The 16,986-nt window shown below is 62.4% G+C and carries 15 protein-coding genes; 13 read left to right on the plus strand and 2 right to left on the minus strand.

Annotated elements, in window-relative coordinates:
• Window positions 1-14 precede the first annotated feature (14 nt).
• The 5 genes from ACN9MO_RS22630 to ACN9MO_RS22650 all read left to right on the plus strand — a co-directional run bounded on the left by ACN9MO_RS22630 (window position 15) and on the right by ACN9MO_RS22650 (window position 5,656).
• The gene (locus ACN9MO_RS22630; protein WP_200964175.1) at window positions 15-1,370 is read left to right on the plus strand and encodes an FAD-dependent oxidoreductase; all 1,356 of its coding nucleotides are present in this window, start codon (window positions 15-17) and stop codon (window positions 1,368-1,370) included.
• Complete coding sequence (locus ACN9MO_RS22635; RefSeq protein ID WP_057251118.1) at window positions 1,367-2,524, plus strand: CaiB/BaiF CoA transferase family protein; 1,158 nt, start codon at window positions 1,367-1,369, stop codon at window positions 2,522-2,524. Before ACN9MO_RS22630 ends, ACN9MO_RS22635 begins: the two co-directional genes overlap by 4 nt.
• Window positions 2,521-3,294, plus strand: a complete 774-nt coding sequence (locus tag ACN9MO_RS22640) for an enoyl-CoA hydratase-related protein (RefSeq protein ID WP_057251119.1) — start codon at window positions 2,521-2,523, stop codon at window positions 3,292-3,294. Before ACN9MO_RS22635 ends, ACN9MO_RS22640 begins: the two co-directional genes overlap by 4 nt.
• A 44-nt stretch (window positions 3,295-3,338) precedes the next feature.
• Window positions 3,339-4,262, plus strand: a complete 924-nt coding sequence (locus ACN9MO_RS22645; protein WP_057251120.1) for a LysR family transcriptional regulator — start codon at window positions 3,339-3,341, stop codon at window positions 4,260-4,262.
• A 128-nt stretch (window positions 4,263-4,390) separates the two neighbouring features.
• Window positions 4,391-5,656 (plus strand): amidohydrolase family protein, encoded by a 1,266-nt coding sequence (locus ACN9MO_RS22650; RefSeq protein ID WP_113133735.1) that lies wholly within the window; start codon window positions 4,391-4,393, stop codon window positions 5,654-5,656.
• A 154-nt stretch (window positions 5,657-5,810) separates the two neighbouring features.
• Here ACN9MO_RS22650 and fdxA read toward each other — a convergent pair whose 3' ends face one another.
• Both fdxA and ACN9MO_RS22660 read right to left on the minus strand, forming a co-directional pair.
• The gene (gene fdxA / locus ACN9MO_RS22655; RefSeq protein WP_057251122.1) at window positions 5,811-6,149 is read right to left on the minus strand and encodes a ferredoxin; all 339 of its coding nucleotides are present in this window, start codon (window positions 6,147-6,149) and stop codon (window positions 5,811-5,813) included.
• Between the two features lie 235 nt (window positions 6,150-6,384).
• Entirely contained in the window at window positions 6,385-7,017 is a 633-nt protein-coding gene (locus tag ACN9MO_RS22660) for a TetR family transcriptional regulator C-terminal domain-containing protein (protein ID WP_057251123.1), read from the minus strand.
• Window positions 7,018-7,275: 258 nt separating this feature from the next.
• On the opposite strand from ACN9MO_RS22660, the gene ACN9MO_RS22665 reads away from it, so the two are divergent.
• From ACN9MO_RS22665 to ACN9MO_RS22700, 8 genes are all read left to right on the plus strand, one after another.
• Window positions 7,276-8,103, plus strand: coding sequence for a uracil-DNA glycosylase (locus ACN9MO_RS22665; RefSeq protein ID WP_057251183.1), 828 nt, complete (start codon window positions 7,276-7,278; stop codon window positions 8,101-8,103).
• Between the two features lie 3 nt (window positions 8,104-8,106).
• The gene (locus ACN9MO_RS22670; protein WP_057251124.1) at window positions 8,107-9,732 is read left to right on the plus strand and encodes a GMC family oxidoreductase; all 1,626 of its coding nucleotides are present in this window, start codon (window positions 8,107-8,109) and stop codon (window positions 9,730-9,732) included.
• A gap of 11 nt (window positions 9,733-9,743) precedes the next feature.
• Window positions 9,744-10,064, plus strand: a complete 321-nt coding sequence (locus ACN9MO_RS22675; RefSeq protein WP_057251125.1) for an NIPSNAP family protein — start codon at window positions 9,744-9,746, stop codon at window positions 10,062-10,064.
• A gap of 113 nt (window positions 10,065-10,177) precedes the next feature.
• Window positions 10,178-11,203: a BMP family ABC transporter substrate-binding protein gene (locus ACN9MO_RS22680; RefSeq protein ID WP_057251184.1), complete on the plus strand. Its 1,026-nt coding sequence runs from the start codon at window positions 10,178-10,180 to the stop codon at window positions 11,201-11,203.
• Between the two features lie 148 nt (window positions 11,204-11,351).
• A complete protein-coding gene (locus ACN9MO_RS22685) occupies window positions 11,352-12,932 on the plus strand; it encodes an ATP-binding cassette domain-containing protein (protein WP_113133733.1) in 1,581 nt (526 codons plus the stop codon).
• Window positions 12,929-13,966 (plus strand): ABC transporter permease, encoded by a 1,038-nt coding sequence (locus tag ACN9MO_RS22690; protein ID WP_057251127.1) that lies wholly within the window; start codon window positions 12,929-12,931, stop codon window positions 13,964-13,966. Before ACN9MO_RS22685 ends, ACN9MO_RS22690 begins: the two co-directional genes overlap by 4 nt.
• A complete protein-coding gene (locus ACN9MO_RS22695) occupies window positions 13,963-14,856 on the plus strand; it encodes an ABC transporter permease (RefSeq protein WP_057251128.1) in 894 nt (297 codons plus the stop codon). The genes ACN9MO_RS22690 and ACN9MO_RS22695 overlap by 4 nt, the downstream gene beginning before the upstream one ends.
• A 58-nt stretch (window positions 14,857-14,914) precedes the next feature.
• The gene (locus ACN9MO_RS22700) at window positions 14,915-16,423 is read left to right on the plus strand and encodes an amidohydrolase family protein (protein ID WP_057251129.1); all 1,509 of its coding nucleotides are present in this window, start codon (window positions 14,915-14,917) and stop codon (window positions 16,421-16,423) included.
• Window positions 16,424-16,986 lie beyond the last annotated feature (563 nt).

The raw sequence follows: 16,986 nt of genomic DNA on the forward strand, positions 1-16,986 counted from the left end.
ATGGAGGAACGATTATGGAAACAATCAAAGAACCCTCGCGCAATGCCAGGATCGTCGACCGCTCCGACGTGGTCGTCGTCGGCGGCGGACCGGCTGGCATCTCCGCCGCGGTTTCGGCGGCGCGCACGGGAGCGAGCGTCACGCTGCTGGAACGCTACCCCTATGTCGGCGGCCTTGCCGCTGGCGGCATGGTTCTGGTCCTCGACGACATGGTCAACGGGCTTGAAATCACCGTGCGCGGCATCTGCATGGAGATGATCGAACGGATGAAGACGCTCGGTCTCTGCGTCACCCCAACGGACGGCGACCGCCAGCTCGACTTTCGCGACACGCCGGAAGCCTGGCAAAAGTGGGCGCGCTGGGGCTTGTTCGACTTCCACACGCCATCCGCGCCACATCCGATCTGCTATGCGGCCGCCTTTGATCCGGACGCGTTCAAACGGGTCTCCTATGACATCCTTCGCGAATCCGGCGTGAAGCTGAGGACGCACAGCTGGTTCTCCTCGGCGATCGTCGAAAACGGCACGATGAAGGGCGTGGTCTGCCAGACGAAATCCGGTCGGGAGGCCATCATGGGCGACGTCGTGATCGACGCCTCGGGCGACCTCGACGTCGCTGCCGACGCCGGCGCCCAGCATACGGACGGCAATTTCATCCTGACGACCGTTTCCCGCTGGGGTGGGATCGACACCGCCGCAGCAGAGCGCTTCGAATTCGAAGAACCGGAAAAGTTCAAGGCGATCGATCATGAGGCCAAGCGTCTGATCGGCGGTTGCTGGTCGTTCTGGTGGTTGAAGACGCCGCTGCCGGGCGTCATCTGGCTGAACTGCCCGCACATGCCGAAGCTCTCCGGCCTCAACGTCGAAGACCTGACCTACGCGGAACTCGAAGGGCGGTCCCGCATTGCTCGCCTGCTCGACTTCGCGCGGGCCAACTTGCCGGGCTTCGAAAATGCCCATGTGATCGATTTTGCACCACAGACGGGCGTGCGCCAGTCGCGACTGCTCCAGGGCGAATATGTCGTTACCAAGGACGACGTGATGAACCGCCAGCACTTCGCCGATACGGTGTGCCGCGGCCGCGACTACTACACGCCCTACCGGGCCATGCTGCCGAAAGAAGTCGACCAGCTGATCGTCGCGGGCAGGCACTATTCGGCGACGATCCAGGCCCAGAAGTCGAGCCGCGAAATCCCGCCGTGCATGGCGATGGGCGAGGCTGCCGGCGTTGCCGCCACCGTTGCGCTCAACGCCGGCGTGAAGGTGCGGGACGCCGATGTCCGGGCAATCCAGAAGCAGCTGCGGGCCCAGGGCGCCGATCCCGGCGACGTACCATCCGATAATGCAACCTATCTGGAGGCCGCAGAATGACATCTCTTCCCCTCAACGGTATCCGCGTCGTCGATTTCACCCAGGTCATGCTGGGCCCGTGCTGCACGCAGATGCTGGCCGACTATGGCGCCGAGGTCATCAAGGTCGAAAAGGCCAAGATCGGCGATCTCTCGCGCTGGTCACTGGGGTCGGATCCGGACGGCCTCAACAATCCGGTCTTCTCGTCGCTCAACCGCAACAAGAAGAGCCTGGCGCTCGACCTCAAGCAGGATGAGGCGCGTGCCGCGGTGCGCGCCCTGATCGACACGGCCGACGTGGTCGTCAACAATTTTCGCCCCGATGTCATGGAGCGCATGGGCTTCGGTTATGAAGAGCTCAGGAAGAGCAATCCGCGGCTGATCTACGCCGTCGGTACGGGCTTTGGCCTGGAGGGGCCTTATCGGCACAAGGGCGGACAGGACATCCTCGCGCAGGCGCTTTCCGGTGTCATGCGCCGCAAGTCGGACGCGAGCCATCCGCTGTCGATCTACGCGACGCCGCTTGCCGACTATTCGGCCGGCATGCACCTCGTCCAGGGCATTCTGCTTGCCTTGCTGCACCGTGAAAAGACCGGCCACGGCCAGCAGGTTGCGGTCAGTCTCTACAGCTCGATGCTCGCCATGCAGATGCAGGAAGGCACCACGCACATGATGCGGGAGAAGGACCTGAACTGGGGCGCTTTCCCTCTGACAGGCGTGTTCGAGACCACCGACGGCGCCATCGTCATGGTCGGCGCGTTCAAGCAGAACCCGCTGCGCGACATTTGCACGGCATTGGAGATCGAGGATCTGTCCCTACGGCCGCAATTTGCCGATTTCGACGCACAGATGCAGCGCCGGCCGGAATTGCAGCAGGTCTTCCGCGAGGCGTTCGCGAAGAACAGCAGCGCCCATTGGCTCGGCCGGCTGGAGCAGGTGGACATTCTCTGCGCGCCGGTACGCTCGCTTCCCGAAGCACTCGACGACGAGCAGACGGTGATCAACGGCATGATCCTTCACGCCGGCGAAACGAAGGCCGGTCCGATCCGGCTGGTCGGTTCGCCGATCGATATGTCGGCGGCGACCGTAACGGTGCGCATCGCCCCGCCGAAGCTCGGCGAGCACAATGACGAGATACTCTCGGGGCTCCCCGTTCGCCAGGGAGATGCGGCATGAGCGTCGAGTTCGTCGTAAAAGACCGCGTTGCGACGGTCACGCTAAACCGTCCGGAACGGATGAATGCGGTGGACGCAGCGACCGAAGGCGAACTGGAGGCTATCTGGCAGGAGATTGAAGCCCGCGACGACGTAAGCTGCGTCGTGCTGACGGGCGCAGGCGAACGGGCATTTTGCGCCGGAGCGGATCTTAAAGGGGCCGAAAAGACCGGCCTCGACTACTGGAGCGAGAGCCGGCCGAACGGTTTCGGCGGGCTCGCCTTTCGCCGCTCGCTGGATGTTCCTGTAATCGCCAGGGTCAACGGCTATGCGCTGGGCGGCGGATTCGAGATGGTTCTCGGTTGTGATATCGTCGTTGCCTCGACGAAGGCGGCGTTCGGTCTGCCCGAGGCCCGCGTCGGACGCCTGCCGCTCGATGGCGGCATGGTGCTTCTCCAGCGCAGGATCCCTCACAATCTCGCGATGGGCGTTTTGTTGACCGGCCGGCGGTTTTCCGCAGCCGAGATGCAAAGCTTCGGCATCGTAAACGAGGTGGCTGAACCCGAGGAGCTCGATGCCGCCGTTGCCCGCTGGGTGGCCGAAATCGTCGCCTGCGCGCCGCTTTCGCTTCGCGCGATCAAACAGACTGTCAATCGCACCGGGCATCTGTCGCCGGCGGAAGCACAAGGGCTGCGCACGCCTGCACTCGTGAAGGCGCTTAAAAGCGAGGATGCTCTGGAAGGCGTCAGCGCCTTCCAGGAGAAGCGCGCGCCCGTTTGGAGGGGACGATGAGCGTGTTATAGGTCGGAGCCCAGGGGAGGGGAGGTTCCAATCGAATGCACGCCAGCATCCTGAAATATTTCGTCTCGGTCGCGCGGTCCGGGTCCATTCGCAAGGCCTCCGAGGAGCTTCACGTCGCATCCTCGGCGGTCAGCCGGCAGATCAAGAAACTGGAGGACGAGCTCGGGATCGCCCTGTTCGAACGGCTCTCGAACGGCCTGAGGCTGACCGTCGCCGGGGAAAACGTGCTGCGCCACGCCCGGGTCACGCTTGAGAATTTCGAGCTTCTGCGCAGCGACCTCGGCGCCTTGCAGGGAAAAAAGGCCGGTCGCGTGCAAATGTCTTGTCTGGACAGCCTGGCCATCCAGTTCCTGCCGGACATGGTCAACACGTTCCACAGCATCCATCCGGGCGTGAGCTTCCATATCCACACCGCCGGTCACGGCAACATCAGCAGCCTGGTTGCCGAAGGTGATGTCGACATGGGGTTGACCTTTGATCTCGCCCGTCCAGACGACACGGAGATGCTCTTTCGCGTACCGATGCCGCTGATGGCTTTCGTCGGACGGGGACATCCGTTGGCGAAGCAGCGGCAGGTCTCGCTCGCCGAATGCGCTCAGTACGACCTGCTTCTGCAACTCGATACGCAGCCGATCCGCTCGCTCATCGAAATCGAACTCTCGGTCTTCGAACGAACCGGGCGGCCCTTTGTGCTGTCGAACAGCCAGATGATGCTCAAGCCATTCATCATCTCGGGGCAGGGAGTGGCTTTCTTCACGCCGATCGGCTTCCTCGCGGAAATCAAGGCAGGCGATGTCGTTCCGATACCGCTTTCCGGATCGCGCCTTCAGAACCTGCATATCGGAATTCTCGTGCAGCGACGCCGGCAGCGAACCCACGCGGCCGAAGCCGTCATCGAATTCGTTGGTGCGGAACTGCTGAGGTTCAGCGACCAGATCATGGAGGCAATCAATCCTTGAGTGAACGCCAGGTCCCCGGGCGACTTCTTTTGCATCCTGGCCACGAGGCCGCAAGGCGTGAGCCAAACCTCTTGCGGCATCTGCCTGACGGTGCCTCCTCGGCTGCGATCCCGGCCAATGCCCTCCTGATGCCGCCGCCCGTCAACGCGCATGACCACGGCTATGGCATCCGCACGCTCGATTTCGGCAATGTCGACGATGCTCTGGAAGTTTGGATCCCCGGGCTTCGGCTCCGACCGCGCACCGATCCCTACCTGGAAGCGCTCGTGGCATTCTCCCGGCTGGCGCAAACGGGCATCGGTGCGACCATGCATTGTCACAATTCGCTGAATGTCGACCGACTGGTGGAGGAGGCTGGTGCGGTGATGCGCGCGGCCCGCGACGTAGGCATCAGACTTGCGCTATCCTGCCCGCTTCTCGACTACGATCCGTGGGCTTATGATGGCGGGCCGCAGCGATTGCGGCCGTATCTCGCTCCGGCAGACTGGGACGAACTCAGTGCCTCGATCCCCCAATATGCCCCGCCTTCAATCCAGATTTCGGCGGCCGACTCGGTCGCCGCAGCCAACACCAACCCGCTGATCGATGTCCAGTACGGCCCGATCGGGCCGCAGTGGTGCTCCAATGCACTGCTCGAAAGCATCGCCGAGGCCTCTCACGCAACGGGTCGTCGCATTCACATGCATCTCCTCGAAAGCCCAAGGCAGAGGCTGTGGCTGGACAGGCGCTTTCCGCAAGGGGTCGTCCGATACCTCGACGATATCGGCTTCCTCTCGCCCCGCCTTGCCGTTGCCCATGGCGTTCAACTGCGGCCGGATGAGCTGGGGCTGCTGGCAGCAAGGGGTGTGCAACTTGTTTCGAACCCGTCGGCAAACTTGCGCCTGCGTTCAGGCGTGGCGCCGCTCGCTGCCATTCCGGCAAGCGGGCCCGCCTTCGCTTTCGGCCTCGACGGCACGGGGTTTGACGACGACCAGGACCTTTGGCGCGAACTGCGCCTCGGCCATCTGTTGCACGGTGGCCGCGACCTGGCGCGGACCTTTACGGCACGTCGCGTCTTCGATGCCGCGATCCATGTCGGCGCCAAGGTTGTGAATGCGCCAGCGAACGAAGACCTCGTCCTCGTGGACTACGGTGCGCTGATCGCCGATAGCTTGATAGACGATCTGGACGAGGCCGAGGTTCTGCTCACGCGAATGACGGCGGCGCACGCGAAGGGACTTTACGTCGGCGGACAGGAGATCATGCGCGATGGGAAGCTGACTCAGGTCGATTTCGAAGGTGCCCGGGCCGAACTCCTGCAGCAGGCGCGTGCGGACCTTCCGCGGCTGAACTGCGAGCGTGAACTCGTGACCAAGCTCGCCGCGGCGACGCGGGCCTATTATTCCGGCTGGTGAGCCCAAGCGGCGAGGCCGCAAAAACATCTCGGGATACGTGCGGCGAGGGCCGAGATGGGACGGCTTTCTACCGGCCTCAAGTTTCGTTTCTCTGGGCAACCGTCGACCTGCGTCTGTGCAGCTGCCCTGTCTTGCTCCTGTGGATCAGGTCTGCTTATGCGACGGTTACCGCTTTCTCGAAGGCGGCAACGAAGGGATGGTCCTGCACCGTCGAGCACTCCTTGCTCCACCCGCCCGGTGAGCCCATTCCGGTGACGTCGGCTCCGAAGAACTCCTTGTTCACAGCGATGAAATGGCGCTGGTTGTCGGCGATCTCGTGATCCCAGACGATGGCATCGACGGGGCAGATCGAAAGACAGAGCCCGCAATTTATGCATTCATCGGGGTGGATGTAGAAGGTACGGCCACCCTCGTAGATGCAGTCGACAGGGCAGGCGGCGGTGCAGTCGCCATCCTTCACGTCGATGCAGGGTTCGGTAATGACATAGGCCATCTTGCTGGTCTCTGAAGAGTTGCTTGCACGGCCAATTATCCAGAGTTTCCCTTGCCGAAGAAGCACAGATATTCGCAACGTCGATTGCCAAAAAGGCAACGTCCGGTGCTTCTTCGATCTTGTTTGATGTCGCCGCGTGGCGAAGTTTTGCGGTAAGCGCCAACCTGAAACGAGCTTGATCACCCGGCCGTACAGCCCAGGATCGTGCGCAAGCGCCTTTGTTCGCTCGCCGGGCTTAGGGCTGCCGGAGGATACCTCTCAGGATCGTCTCGGTGATCGTGGCCGCCGCCTTTTCGTAGTCATCGGCTTTCAAACGGGGCTTTTTGAGCGCGTCGACGGCGACGGGTTCGAAGTCCGAGTAAAACTGGGTCGACGCCCAGAGCATGATGAAGAGATGACGTGGATCGACCGGCAGCATCTTGCCAGCGGCGATCCAGCCCTCGATGACCGCGACATGAGTATCCGTTACCTGACGGATGTGTTCGCGATCCTTCTTGGTCAGGAAGCGGGCGCCTTGAATGATTTCGCTGGCGAAGAGCCGGGACTCGGCCATGTTCTTGCGCGTGTATTCCAGCTTCGCCTTGATGTAGAGCCTGAACGCCTCCGCCGGTTCGCGCTCCGGCGAAATGTATTTCAGTGCATCGTCCCAACTGGCGAGCAGATGCGCGATGATGGCGGTGTAGATCTCCTCCTTGGACGAGAAGTAGTAGTAGACGTTTGCCTTGGGCAGGCCCGAAGCCTCGGCAATCTCGGCGATGCGCGTGCCATCGAAGCCCTTGCGGGCAAATATCTCGATCCCCGCCTTGATGATCAGCCGCACGTTACGTTCGCGGATGCGCTCTTCGGGATCTCGTACTGCCCTTGCCATATGGTTTCGCCTCCATCTCGCCGTCGCTTCCTACCAGGCAATCATGCGTGGTGGCGAGATTGCCTTTGCAATTGCCGCGTTTTCCAGCGAAATGCAAGCGTATCGCCCTTCGCCATAAGTTGACGATGCAGTCAAGAAACGTTGACCGAGTCGTCATTTTTTTTGCTTTTGAAAGTTGACACTTTGGTCAGCTTTTGTCTAGTCTCATCCTCAATGAACGGAAGGAGAGCCGTAATGCCGATGCGCTTGAAGGAGGCAATGGCGGAGACGTTTGCAGGCTGGGAGGGCGACCTTCCGAATGCATGGCGCGATGCGCTCGGCCCCGTCGGCGACGATTTCGCCCGTATCGATGCGGACCTCGAACTGGAGCCGTGGGAGCCGATCTTCCCGGCGCGCCGCGGCAAGGTTTTTCCCGGTCAGCCAAGGGGCGCGCATGCCCTGGCGGCGTTCGACGGAATTGCGCCCGATGGCGTTCGCTGCCTGGTTCTTGGGCAGGATCCTTATCCCGAACCGGGTTTTGCGACGGGGCGCGCTTTCGAGGCCGGCAATCTCGCCGCCTGGGGTGAGCTGGACAAGATGTTCTCGAAGAGCATTCGCGCCTACATGCAGCTGATTGCGGCCGCACGCCTTGGTGACGAAAGTCTGGCGCGCGATTTCGACCACTGGCCCGATGTGCGGCATCTGCTGTGCGATCCGGCGGGTTCGTTCGAGCCGCCGAGCCTGATCGCCGACCGTTGGGTCGGGGAGGGTGTTCTCCTGCTCAATGCCTCGCTGACGCTCTCTCGCTTCCGTGTCGATATCGATCCACACCAGTCGCGCGGGCATCTGTCCTTCTGGCGGCCGTTGATGCTGCGCGTGGTCGAAATGCTTGTGGCGCGAGGCAAGCCGGTCGTTTTCCTCGGCTTCGGCGCGGCTGCGGCTGACATTTTTTCGGAAGCCGGCGTTGCCGAGGGGCGCACGGACCATGTCGCCTATGTCCAGCGCGAGCATCCCGCCTTTGCCGACAAGGTGCTCGGCCGAGAAAATCCGTTCCTTCTCTGCAATTCTTATTTGGAGGCGATGGGCGGCCGGCCCATCGCGTGGTGAACCATGGCGCGTAACCCGGAATATGATTTCATCGTCGTTGGCGCGGGCTCGGCCGGTTGTGTCCTTGCGAACCGTCTGTCGAAGAACCCGGCAAACCGCGTGCTTTTGATCGAGGCTGGCGGCAAGGATCGCAACCCGCTGTTCCGGCTGCCGATGCTGATGGGCAAGCTGTTCCATTCGGGCATCTACAACTGGCATTATCACACCGAGCCCGAGCCTTATCTCAATGGCCGCTCGCTCTATTGGCCGCGCGGCAAAGTGCTGGGCGGGACCTCCACCATCAACGGCATGATCTACGTGCGCGGCAATCGCCACGACTACGATCGCTGGTCGCAGCTCGGATTGCCCGGCTGGTCCTATGAGGAAGTGCTGCCGGCATTCCGACGTTCCGAAACGCATGTACAGCGGAAGGATGCCTTCCACAGTGGCGACGGGGAACTCACCGTCTGCCGAGCCCGTGGCAACAATCCGCTGATGGACGTGTTCTGCGAGGCGGGCATCCAGGCCGGCTATCCGGCCAACGATGACTTCAACGGAGAGACGCAAGAAGGCTTTGGCCGCTATGACTTCACCATCCGCAAGGGAAAGCGCTGGTCCACATCATGGGCGTTCCTGCGTCCGGCACTCGGCCGCAAGAACCTCACCGTGCTGACGGGGGCGGAGATCACGCGCCTGATCATCGAAGGCGACCGGGCGTGCGGCGTCGAGTATTTTAAAGACGGCGTGCTGGGACGCGCCCGTGCGGGGCGGGAGGTGATCCTCTCCTCAGGGGTGGTCAATTCGCCCAAGGCGTTGCTTCTGTCCGGAATCGGACCCGCGGACGAGCTCCGGGCGCTTGGCATCGAGCCGGTGTTGGACCTGCCTGGCGTCGGCAAGAACCTCCAGGACCACGTCGACTGCGTCATGAGCTGGGAATGCCGGGAGCCGATCACGCTCTTCAGCGAGCTGCGGGCGGACAAGCTTATTCCCGCCGTTGCCCAGGGCATGCTGTTCGGTGAGGGCGTCACCACGACCTTCCCCTATGAAGCCGGTGCCTTCATCCGCTCGAACGACGGCCTGGTTGCGCCCGACATACAGCTGCACTTCATGCCGGCGCTGGAAAAGACGGCCAACCTGCACTTCCCCAATCCGTTCCGGAAGAAGCAGGCCGTAGAGGCCAACCACGGGTTCACGATCCGCGTCGGCCCCGTCAATCCGGTGAGCCGCGGCGAGATCACGTTGCGCTCGGCGAACGCGACGGACAAGCCGAAGATCCAGGCCAACTACCTCCGTGACGATTTCGACGTTCGCACGATGATCGATGCCATCCGGCTGACCCGTGACATTGTCGGCCAGAAGGCTTTCGACCGCTATCGCGGCAAGGAGCTGGCACCGGGGCCGGAAGCGCTCGACGATGCCGCTTTGACGAGCTGGTTGCGGGCGACCGCCATGACAACCTTCCACCCGGTTGGAACCGCCAAGATGGGCAACGACCCCATGGCTGTGGTGGATGCGCGACTCAAGGTGCGCGGTATCGAAGGGCTGCGTGTCGCGGACGCCTCGATCATGCCGGTCATCTCAAGTGGCAACACCAACGCGCCAGCCATCATGATCGGCGAGAAATGCGCCGAATTCGTCCTGAACGCATAGGAAGCAATCTGATGATCCTGGAACACCGCACCTACACCTTCAAGCCCGGCACGGTCGACAAGTGGATGAAGAAGTACGAGGCCGACGGCCTTCCCGTGCAGAAGCGCCATCTCAACAAGTTCGTCGGTCTCTATGCCTCGGAACTGGGAACGCTTCACACGACCGTGCTGATGTGGGCCTACGACAGCCTCGCTGACCGCGAAGCGCGCCGCGCGGCCATGTATGCCGATCCGGACTGGCAGAAGTTCATTTCCGAAGTCTGGGCGCTGGACGCGATCCAGAAGCAGGAGGTGATGATTATGAACCCGGCCTCCTATTCGCCGCCGCTTTGAGGCGGCAACTGGCGCCAGTACCGCCAGCGCCGTGGCAAATGCGAATGAGAAACAACAAGATAAAAGAGGGAACGATCATGACAGACAAGACTGGGAAGATTACACAGCACATGATGCAGCGCCGGACATTCCTGCAGGCGAGCGCGGGTGCCGCGGCGCTCGGCTTTGCAGCCAGCATCGTGCCCGAATTCGCCCGTGCGTCCGGCGGGCTGGTCGCGCTGGTCCACACGCAAGCTGCAGGCGACAATGGTCCGGTGGACCAGATGATCGCCAAGCTCAAGCAGCTTTCGGAAGAAAAGGGCTTCGAATACCGCGCTGTCTACGCGCAGGATCCGGCGACCTACGAGACGGTCTACCGCACGCTGGGAGATGCGGGCGCGGCGATCATCGTCTCGACCTTCAACGAAGTGGCCGAGCCCTTCAAAGCGCTGGCGCCGTCCTATCCCAACACCAAGTGGATCCAGCTTTTCGCCGACCCCTTCGAGCCGGCAATCCCGAACGTGGTGACCGTTTCCTACGACTACTATCTTGGTTGCTATCTGTCGGGAGTTTTCGCGGCCAAGATGTCGTCGACCGGCAAGACCGGCTTCATCGGCGGCGTTTCCATCCCGCCTCTCAACGCAGACTTCAACGCCTTCAAGGCCGGCGTGCATTCCATTCGACCGGATGCCTCCGTCATCGCCGCCTTTGCAGGCTCGTTCCAGGACCCTGCAAAGGGTCAGGAAATCGCTACCCAGATGTACAATGACGGCATCGACTACATCCAGACCGATGCGGCGGCCACCGACGGCGGCATCATTGCCGCGGCCAACGAGAAGGAAGGGCGCATGGTGAGCTGCCTCGCGCCCGGACAGTATGAGCTCGGTCCGAAATCCCTGATATCGATCGTCAGCCTGGACTTCGGCGCCTCGCTCTACAACGAGGCCAGCAAGGCGGTTGGGCCCGAATGGAACGGCGGAGCGCACGAGCATACGGGGCTTGGCACCGGCGTCATCGACTTCATTCTCTCGCCGGTCTTCACCGAACAGGGGCCGGCGGATCTGAACGCCAAGGCGAAGGAAGCGCTGGTCGAGGTCGCCAAGATTCGCGCCGGCATCCTGGATGGATCGATCAAGGTTCCGTTCAACACCACCCTTTGATCTCCTGACGCTGGCTCGCGGAGCCAGCCCGAAGTTTCGAAGGACGTCGGCACAGACCTTCCCTCTTGGGGAAGGTCACTGGGGTTCGCGGATCGTTTCCAGCCCTGTTGACAGCCGCGAACCTCCCGCTCTCGATGGGAACCATTGCATGTCCAATTCTCCGAAATCGGCCCTGGAGTGCCGGAACGTCACCGTCAAATTCGGAGACGTGACGGCGTTGTCGGAGGTTTCAGCTTCGTTCGCTCCTGGCCATATCCATGCGGTCGTCGGTCAGAACGGGGCCGGCAAGACCACCTTCGCACGGGTTGCCGCCGGCCTCGTCCAGCCGACCTCCGGCGCGGTCAACGTGATGGGAGACGACATCCGGACGGGGCGGGTCAGCGAAAGCCGGGCCGCGGGCGTGGAGCTCGTCCACCAGAGTTTTGCGTTGCCACCGTCCTTTACCGTCGCCGAGACCATGGAGTTTGGCGCTACGGGCAAGGGCGGCATCTATAGCCGCAAGGGGCTCGCTAAAAAATGGCGGGCGCATCTCGCGGGGCTCGACGTCCAGGTCGACTTGAACCGGCGTATCCGAGACCTGCCGATCGAGACCCAGCAGGGCATAGAGATTGCCCGCGCGCTGGTCACGGATGCGCGCGTCCTCATTCTTGACGAGCCGACCGCAGTCCTGTCTCCCGCGGGCATCGACATGCTGTTCGCGCGCGTTCGCCGCCTTAGGGAACGTGGGGTGACAGTTATCCTCATCCTGCACAAGATCCGCGAGGTGCTGGGCATCGCCGACACGGTCACGGTGCTGCGGGGCGGCCAGAAGGTCGAAGGGCCGCTTCCGGTGGCTGAGGTTTCGGGCGAGCGATTGGCCAACCTCATCGTCGGTGCGGCTGTAGCGAAGACGCTCGATCGGCACGATCGCGATGCATTGGTCGGAACGAAGTCACCGGTCCGTGGGGACTCCGATCAGCCGGCGCATGCGGCCGGCCCTGCCATCCTTTCGATGAAGGCCGTCTCCACCCGGCCGGACAGCGGGGGCATTGCCCTCGATGGCATCGATCTGGAGATCCGCCCGGGTGAGATCGTGGGTATCGCCGGGGTGGAAGGCAACGGGCAGAAGACGCTGGTGCGGGCTATCTCTGCTCTCGCCGACCTGACAAGTGGATCGATCCAGCTTGCAGGCCATGACGTGACTGGCGAACCTCTCGCCGACCGTCGCGCGATCGGTCTTAGGATCATTCCCTTCGAGCGCAACGTCGAAGGTCTCAGCCTCACGAGTTCGCTCTGGCAGAACTGGAGCGCGAGGGAGCTGCTGCAGGGCAGGCTGCTCAAGCTGATCCGTCCCTCGGCAGTGCGCGATGCCTGCGACCGGTCACTCAAGGAATGGAGCGTTCACTACCACAATTCCGCGCAGAAGGCGGGGTCCCTGTCGGGCGGCAATGCGCAGAAGGTGATCCTCGCCCGGGAGATCGATCCCGATGCGAAGCTGATCATCGCAGCCCAGCCGACCCGCGGCCTCGATATCGGGGCCACCGCCTTCGTTTGGCAGGCGCTCCGGCAGGCGCGCGACCGTGGCGCGGCCATACTGCTGATCTCGTCGGATCTCGACGAGCTCTTCGACATATCGGATCGCGTCGTGGTGATGCTGTCGGGACGCCTGAACGGCGAGTTCCGTGCGCCCTTCGACATAGGGTTGGTGGGAGCGGCCATGACCGGTGCCGTTGCAGGGGCAAGCGCATGAAAGACAGTCTCATCACCGTCGTCCGCAGTCTGATCTTTGTGATCTTCGCGCTCATCCTCTGCGCGCTCGTGTTCCAGCTTGCCGGTTACAATGCCCCGGTGACGCTCTGGGCGGTGCTCGATGGAGCATTCCTGCGAAGCGGCGCGATCGAGCAAAGTCTCAGATGGGCGCTGCCGCTGTTCATAACGGCCGTCGGCGTCGGCATTTCCTTCCGGGCGGGTTTCTTCAACATCGGTGCCCAGGGCCAGTTCTATGTCGGTGCCATCTGTGCCGCCTTTGCTGCCGAAGCTCTGAAAGGCGGACCAGCCTTTCTGGTTATCCCGGCCTTGCTTCTTGCCGGCATGCTCGGGGGTGCTCTCTGGGCGCTGTGGCCGGGATTGCTGCGGCTCCGCTCCGGCACCGACGAGGTCATCACAACGCTGATGGGCAACTTTATGGCCGGCCTGCTTCTGGTCTATGTCACCTCAGGGCCGCTGAAGGATCCCTCAGGTTCCGGCCAGCAGGCATCGAGCCGCCCGCTTGATGCGGCCTACCGCATCTCGAATTCTCTCGGTCTCTCCCCGGCGATCATCGCAATCGCGGTGGTCGTTGGCATCTTCATGTGGCTGCTGGTGAACCGAACTTCCTACGGCGTCCTGGCAAGCCTTGCCGGCCGCAATGGCACGATGGTGGAATGGCAGGGCGCGCGCCTCTGGAAGCTCGGCCTCTCCAGTTTCCTCATTTCGGGGGCGCTTGCGGGCCTTGCCGGCACCATCGAGTTCATGGGGCCGAACGGCCGCATCGCCTCGGGCTTCCTGCCGGCGCACGGGTTCACCGCGATCCTGATCGCGCTTGTCGCCAATCTCTCCGTTCTCGGAACGGCGGTTGCTGCCGTGTTCTTCGGCGGCCTTGCCTCGGCGGCACTCTATCTGCCGATCATGGCGGGGCTGCCGTCGGCGGCGATCGACATCATCAACGCGGCGATCGCGCTGTTCATAACCGCGCGCTCTACCTTCATCGACAAGGTGCTGCGCCTTGGAGGGCGTTCGACATGAATGAGATCTTCATCGCCATCTTGCGCTCCGGTACGCCGCTGATCTACGTCACGCTCGCCGGCGTTATCGCGCAGCGGGCAGGGGTCTGGAACCTCGGTCTCGAGGGCCTGATGATCATCGGCGCCTGCGCGACAATTCTCGGCATCATGCTCACAAAGTCCGTCGGCGCCGCCATCCTCATCGCCATCATCGCCTGCGTGCTGGCCTCGGTGCTTCTCTGGTTCGTCATCGACAGGTTGAAGGCCAATCCTATTATCGCCGGCCTCGGGCTGACTGGTCTCGGCATCGGCGGTACGGCGCTCGCCGTCCAGTCTATCTTCGGCAGCCAGGCAACCGTAACGGCACCTTTCGGCATTCCAAAATTGGGGCCGGCCTTCGGTTCCTATGGCGTGCTGTCGGTCTCGGTTGCGGCCATGCCGCTCGTCGTCTTTGCCATGTGGGTGCTGTTGCGGCGAACGCGCTTCGGCCTGCGGCTGGCCGCCTGCGGGGAGCATCCGTTCGCTGCGCGCGGCGTCGGCGCCAACCCCTCGCGCATGCGGCTCGTGGCGCTTTCGATCGGTGGGGTGCTGTGCGCGATTGGCGGCGCAGAACTTGCCGCTGGCAGCCTGCAGTTCTTTGCCCAGGGCATGACGGCCGGTCGCGGCTTCATGGCGTTTGCTGCCGTCATCTTTGGCGCGGCCCATCCCGTGGGTGCCACCTTCGCCGCCTTGTTCTTTGCCATCGTCGGCGCCATCGGCATCCGGGCGCAGTTGACGTTCGGCGACAGGATTCCGCACGATCTCCTGCAGGCATTGCCCTATCTCGCGACGGTTTTCGGCGTCTGGCTGTCCGGAAAGCTTCGCGGCGGCGCGAAAGCCGCAAGCTCGTTCGCCGAGCTCAGGGATCAGTAATCATGATGCGCGGCGGACGCCATCCTCAGGTCATTCGGTGGTTTCCGGGGCATTTGTCATGAGCGAAATTCTCATCCGCAATGGGACGATAGTTGCGATGGACCGCGCTCACGGCGCAACACCATTTGCCGCTGACATCCTGATCGAAGGCACCGAGATCAGATCGATCGGGTCGGGCCTTGCCGCCAGGCCCGACGCCCAAATTATCGAGGCACGCGGCAAGCTGGTCCTGCCGGGACTGGTCAATGCCCATACGCATTCCAGTGAGACATTCCTGCGGGGGCGCTATGAGCGCATGCCGCTCGAACTCTGGCTGCTCTATGCCTATCCGCTGTTGATGAACGACCCGATCGGCGAGCGCCTGCTGTACCTGCGCAGCCTGCTGCTGGCGATGGAATCGCTGCGCAACGGCGTCACGACGCTCTGCGACGATTTTTTCGACCCGCCCCGGCACGATCTCGACCGGCTTGCCACCGTCTTTCGCGCCTACGACGATGCCGGAATCCGCGCCAATATTTCCAGCGCGGCGATGAATGTGCATACGCTTGATGCGCTGCCTTTTGTGCGCGAGATAATGCCCTCGGCGATGCAGGATCTTCTCGATTTTGGTCCGCCGATGTCGGCAGGAGCGTATGCGGACTATTGCCGCGCTGCCTTTTCCAGCCTGCACGGGATGTCGGGCCGCCTGCAGTTCATGATCGCACCTTCCGCGCCGCAGCGCTGCACGCCCGATCTCATGGCGGCCTGTATGGAGCTGGCAGTTGAAAGGCATGTGCCGTTCCACACGCATGTCCTCGAGACCAAGACGCAGGCGGTGACGGGGCTCGTTCATCACGGCAGGTCCTTGATCGCCTATATGCACGATCTCGGCCTTTTGAAACGCAACACGACCATCGCGCATTCGGTGTGGGTCAGCGACGAGGACATCGAGCTGATGGGGGAGGCGGGCGTCTCCGTTGCCCACAACGCCGTCTCCAACCTGAAGCTTGGGGCCGGGATCGCGCCGATCCGCCGCCTGCTCGATGCCGGTGTGACGATCGGCCTTGGCACGGATGGCGTTTCGTCGAACGACACGTCTCGCATCTTCGACGTCATGCGCGTCGCCGGTCTCGTTCATAGTGCCGCCGGTCCTGACTACGAGAAATGGCTCAGGGCGGACGAGATCCTCACCATGGCGACCATCGGCGGCGCCAAGACGGCGATGCTGGAACAGGTGACCGGTTCCCTGGAAGTCGGCAAGTCGGCCGATCTTCTTGTCCTGGATATGCGAAATTATCCCTTCGTGCCGCTCAACGATGTCGCCAAACACCTTGTCTATTCGGAAAACGGATCGTCGGTGGAAGCAGTGATGGTTGCCGGACGAATCGTCATGCAGGGCGGACGCCTGACCACGGTGGATGAACAGGCCGTCTTCGATGAAATTTCCGAACTCGTGCCGGCATATCTTGCCGAACACGCCGAACTTGAGCGCCGCAACGCGATCTTCGAACCCGTGCTGGCAGAGGTCCATCGAATGGCGACCGCGATGGACATTTCTCTCAACCGATACCAAGGCGATGCCGTATGACGCGACCTCGATGGCAGACGATTTTTCCCAGTGACGTAGCCAGCCTTGTTGCAACGCTCCGTAGAAAAAATTGGGCAAATCGCATCATACGTGTGGCGCGAACCATGACAACAATCTATGGATGATACTGCACGCATAACTTGCGATTTTCTGGCTCACAAGCTGGGCAAAAGTTCTTCACTGTAGGAAAGCTCTGCTGCACCTGGGCATGGATTGCGGGTGCTTGCGCGATTTGGACGACCTTCGGGGGAAGGCGGACGGGGAACCGATGACATCAACGATAGTTGTTCTTGTGCTTGCTTTTGCAGGCATGGCGTTCACATGGCTGAAAATGCTTAAGCGCTTTCTGTCGGCTCTCTCCGCCGCCGCCTGGATGCTCCGGGCCGTCACCAATGCAGTCCTTCGGCCGTGGAAGGCCTGGTTCGCCTTCGTGGCTGCCTTCTTGATCAGCCTGGCGTTTTTCCAGAGTGCGCACGCTCAATCGGCTGGTTGCAGTGCGATCAACGCAACGTGGGGGAGCGGCGTTTCCCTCTCGAATACAAGCGAGTTGTGGCAGGCTAACC

Source organism: Ensifer sp. R-19 (genome assembly GCF_049905105.1).
Classification (GTDB): Bacteria; Pseudomonadota; Alphaproteobacteria; order Rhizobiales; family Rhizobiaceae; genus Ensifer.